General features: G+C 70.4%; 4 protein-coding genes and 1 pseudogene. 2 read left to right on the top strand and 3 right to left on the bottom strand.

What is annotated here, in order from left to right:
- Nucleotides 1-571, bottom strand: a pseudogene (locus tag HMPREF0975_RS16200) (AAA family ATPase); the annotation flags it as partial.
- Nucleotides 568-1,215: a hypothetical protein gene (locus HMPREF0975_RS09990; protein ID WP_009234042.1), complete on the bottom strand. Its 648-nt coding sequence runs from the start codon at nucleotides 1,213-1,215 to the stop codon at nucleotides 568-570. The gene HMPREF0975_RS09990 and the pseudogene HMPREF0975_RS16200, both read right to left, overlap by 4 nt.
- A gap of 203 nt (nucleotides 1,216-1,418) precedes the next feature.
- On the opposite strand from HMPREF0975_RS09990, the gene HMPREF0975_RS09985 reads away from it, so the two are divergent.
- Nucleotides 1,419-1,643 (top strand): helix-turn-helix domain-containing protein, encoded by a 225-nt coding sequence (locus tag HMPREF0975_RS09985; protein ID WP_009234041.1) that lies wholly within the window; start codon nucleotides 1,419-1,421, stop codon nucleotides 1,641-1,643.
- Nucleotides 1,644-1,742: 99 nt separating this feature from the next.
- On the opposite strand, the gene HMPREF0975_RS09980 is transcribed toward HMPREF0975_RS09985, so the two are convergent.
- Entirely contained in the window at nucleotides 1,743-2,291 is a 549-nt protein-coding gene (locus HMPREF0975_RS09980) for a hypothetical protein (protein ID WP_009234040.1), read from the bottom strand.
- Nucleotides 2,292-2,486: 195 nt separating this feature from the next.
- Here HMPREF0975_RS09980 and HMPREF0975_RS16195 point away from each other — a divergent pair.
- Nucleotides 2,487-3,072 (top strand): hypothetical protein (locus HMPREF0975_RS16195; RefSeq protein ID WP_009234039.1); only part of this gene is annotated, 586 nt, incomplete at its 3' end.

Raw genomic sequence — 3,072 nt, 5'->3', positions numbered from 1 at the left:
GGAGCCACAGCTCTTCGAACCAGGCGATCTCCTGGGCGGCGTTGGCAGCATTGGCGGCACTGTCCCCGTCCGCCGACGGGGGCGTGGCAGTACTCAGCCGGTCGTCGCCCGCGGCCTCCGTTCCGGTAACGGCCCCAGGTGCTGCGTCGGCGACCGCCCCGGGTACAGTTCCCGCCTCGGCGGAGGACCCGGTGGGAGACACGCCGGCATCGCTCGCGCCGCGCCGCGCGATGCCCTGCATCGCGGAGCAGATGCTGCCGGGGGCGGCGTCGCGACGCAGGACCGGCCATCCGGCGCTGCTCCAGCGCTCCTCCTCATGGCCCTCGACCAGGAGCAGCCCGCTCAGTCCAGCGCGGGCGAGCCGGTCCAGAACGGTGCGATCGATCTCGTCGAAGCCGGTGTCCAGCAGGGCGAAGGATGCCAGACCGGCCATGCCCGCTGAGAGCAGCTCGGGCAGATCGGCGCATCGGCGCACGACGCACAGTCCGCTGCCCGGTTGGCTCAGCGTGCGCAGGATGTCGGCGTCATCGCCGCTGAGGGCGAGCAGGATCCCGGTGCCCGGGGCGCTCACGAGGATTTCTCCGCGGGCGCCTCCTGGCCGGTGGGCACCAGGACGAGCGATCCCTCCTGCCCGACGGCGCTGAGAACCTCGGCGAGGGATGCTTCGGGGACCTTGACCTCCACCCCGGTGCTCGGTCCGGAGATCAGCCCCTTACCGGGCTCACCGACCGAGGCGATGACCAGGCCCGTGGCCACGCGGCGGGCCCCGCCCTCGCCGGCAGGCTCCTGCCCGCTCTGATCCGTCTGTCCGGCCGCGGGCGTCTGGGCGGACCTGCCGACGACGTTCTCCTTGGGCACGAGCCACAGGTCGACGTAGTCGCCGACCTTCGTCGAGGCCGGCAGGTTGGAGGCGACGTTGAGGACCACCGGCCGCAGCGCCTGCTCGCGGCTACTGTCCACGGCCACGGCCGCCAACAGCTCCCCCTTGCTGATGGAGCGGGTCGCGACCGCGCCGTCGGGCAGATGCCCAACCTCGACATAGGCATCGGTACCGGGATGGGCCTCGACCACTGTGAGCACTCCGTCGGCGGTCAGGTCGGTTCCGGGGGCGACGTCCTGGGAGAGCGCATAGACGCGGGTGGTGTCCGCGGCGGCGTCAACGGCCCAGGCGCCCAGGGCCACGGCCGCAGCGACCAGTACCACTCCCCCGGCCATTCTCGGGTCCTTCCAGGCGGGACGGCGCCATCGGCCACCGCGGGGGCGCTCGGGTACTGCTCGGGAGTGCGCACTGCTGGATGACGACACGGGAATCCTCCTTGATCACCATTAATCATCGTCGAGATGAAATGATACCGCAAGGTTATCCACAGATTCTTTTGAGAATTGTGGAGTGAGGCAGGCAGTGGGATCATCGTTCTATGAGCACACGATTCCTGACCATCGCCGACGTCGCCGAGCAGCTCCAGCTGTCCGCCCAGGCCGTGCGCGCCCTCATCCGTACCGGGGACCTTCCAGCCATCCAAGTCGGCGCCCGCAAGCTCTGGCGCATCGAGGACCAGGCTCTCGAGGACTACATTCAGCGGCAACTCGCCTCGACCCGCGCCATGGTGGCCGCGGGCTGGGGCGAGGACGAGGAGCCCTGAGCCGCCCGTTCAGCCGCGTCCGCCCTTAACCGCCGTCGGACACCGTCAGAGTCAGACGCCGTCCGATATTTCTTCACGGTCCCCGCTCGGAAGCAGAGGTCAACGACTGCGCAGCACCTCGATCGCCGCGGTCATGACGCTGACGACACCCGCACCTCCCGCACCGAGCGCGCGGCGCGCACGGACACCGCCCTCAGGGTCGAGGGCGACGTCGATGTGGTCCGCACCCACCCGGATCAGCCGTCCCACCACTTCTCCAGTGCCCACAACCAGGCGCACCCTCGCTCCGCGTCGAGCGATCTCACGCAGCAGCGCCCCCAGCGCAGGGCGGCGGCGCGCATCCCGGGGCGCCGGACCGGCCAGCCCCACCACCGTCGCCACCGCGGCCAGCGGAACGATCGCCTGCAATCCCTCCCCCTCGTCCACAAGGACGTAAGCGGGCTCGACCCGGGTGACGACACCGTCGACGGGCACACCCCCGCGCGTCCGCAGATGAACCGGGCGCCCCACCGAGCCCCGGAGCCGGTCGACCGCCTCGATCGAGGCGTGCTCGGCCTCTGCGAGCTCGGCGCTCTGAGCCACCAGGTCCGCGCGGCGTTCGGCATCGAAGCTGCTCTCCAGATCGGAGAGCATCACGTCCCAGTCCATGAGTCCACCTCACCACAGTCGGCAGGCGAAGCAAAGCCGCCGCGCCCCTTGTCGTCCCAGCCCTGACAACCTGCGGTAACGGCCTCAGTGCAACAGCGTCGCCTGACGAGACAAGACACCATAACCCTTGACAACACAACACCATAGGAGTACACCTAACATTATTAAAAATCATCAACGACGATGGAGGTTGACATGGGGGCCCGCCTACGACTGACTTTGCTGGCCGGGGTATCCGGGGTCCTCCTGCTTCTCCTGGGATACGCAGCCCTCAGCGCCATGAAGGGCCTCATGGAGGTCCCGCCGCAGTCCTGGGGCATGAGCGAGCTGTCCGACGCCGTCGTCGCCGGGACCTGCGCGGTCGGGGCCCTGGGCGCCCTGTGGCACCTCGTCTCCGCCGTAGTCGCCCTCATCGCGATCCCCGGCCCGCACGATCGCACGTCCTTCCGGCCAGACGGCGCCCCCGGGCCGGCAGCCAGATTCCTCAACGGATGGGGCGCCCCCGCGGCCCGTCGCATCGCGGCCTCCGCCCTGGTCGTCTCCCTGTCCTCGGCCCCGGCGCTGGCCGCCGAAGGCGCCGCAGGCGGCGACGACCTGGGATGGAGACCCACCAGCTCGGTGCCCGCCCCATCACCCCAGTCCCCAACGCCGTCACCGCACGACGAGCAGTCGCCGTCGAGCTCCTCCACACCGGCAGCTCCGCCCCCTACCACCGACCCGGGCGGCGCGCAGTCCCACCCCGGGAGCGCGGCGCCGTCCCCATCGGCTCCACCGGCTGGCG

It is taken from the genome of Actinomyces sp. oral taxon 849 str. F0330 (assembly GCF_000239715.1).
Taxonomy (GTDB): domain Bacteria; phylum Actinomycetota; class Actinomycetes; order Actinomycetales; family Actinomycetaceae; genus Actinomyces; species Actinomyces johnsonii.
This window is presented reverse-complemented; position numbering and strand designations above follow the sequence as displayed.

Bases quoted from the DNA above. Each gene is read 5' to 3' on its own strand.
- HMPREF0975_RS09990 (WP_009234042.1), bottom strand. From the start codon at position 1,215: ATGGCCGGGGGAGTGGTACTGGTCGCTGCGGCCGTGGCCCTGGGCGCC.
- HMPREF0975_RS09985 (WP_009234041.1), top strand. From the start codon at position 1,419: ATGAGCACACGATTCCTGACCATCGCCGACGTCGCCGAGCAGCTCCAG.
- HMPREF0975_RS09980 (WP_009234040.1), bottom strand. From the start codon at position 2,291: ATGGACTGGGACGTGATGCTCTCCGATCTGGAGAGCAGCTTCGATGCC.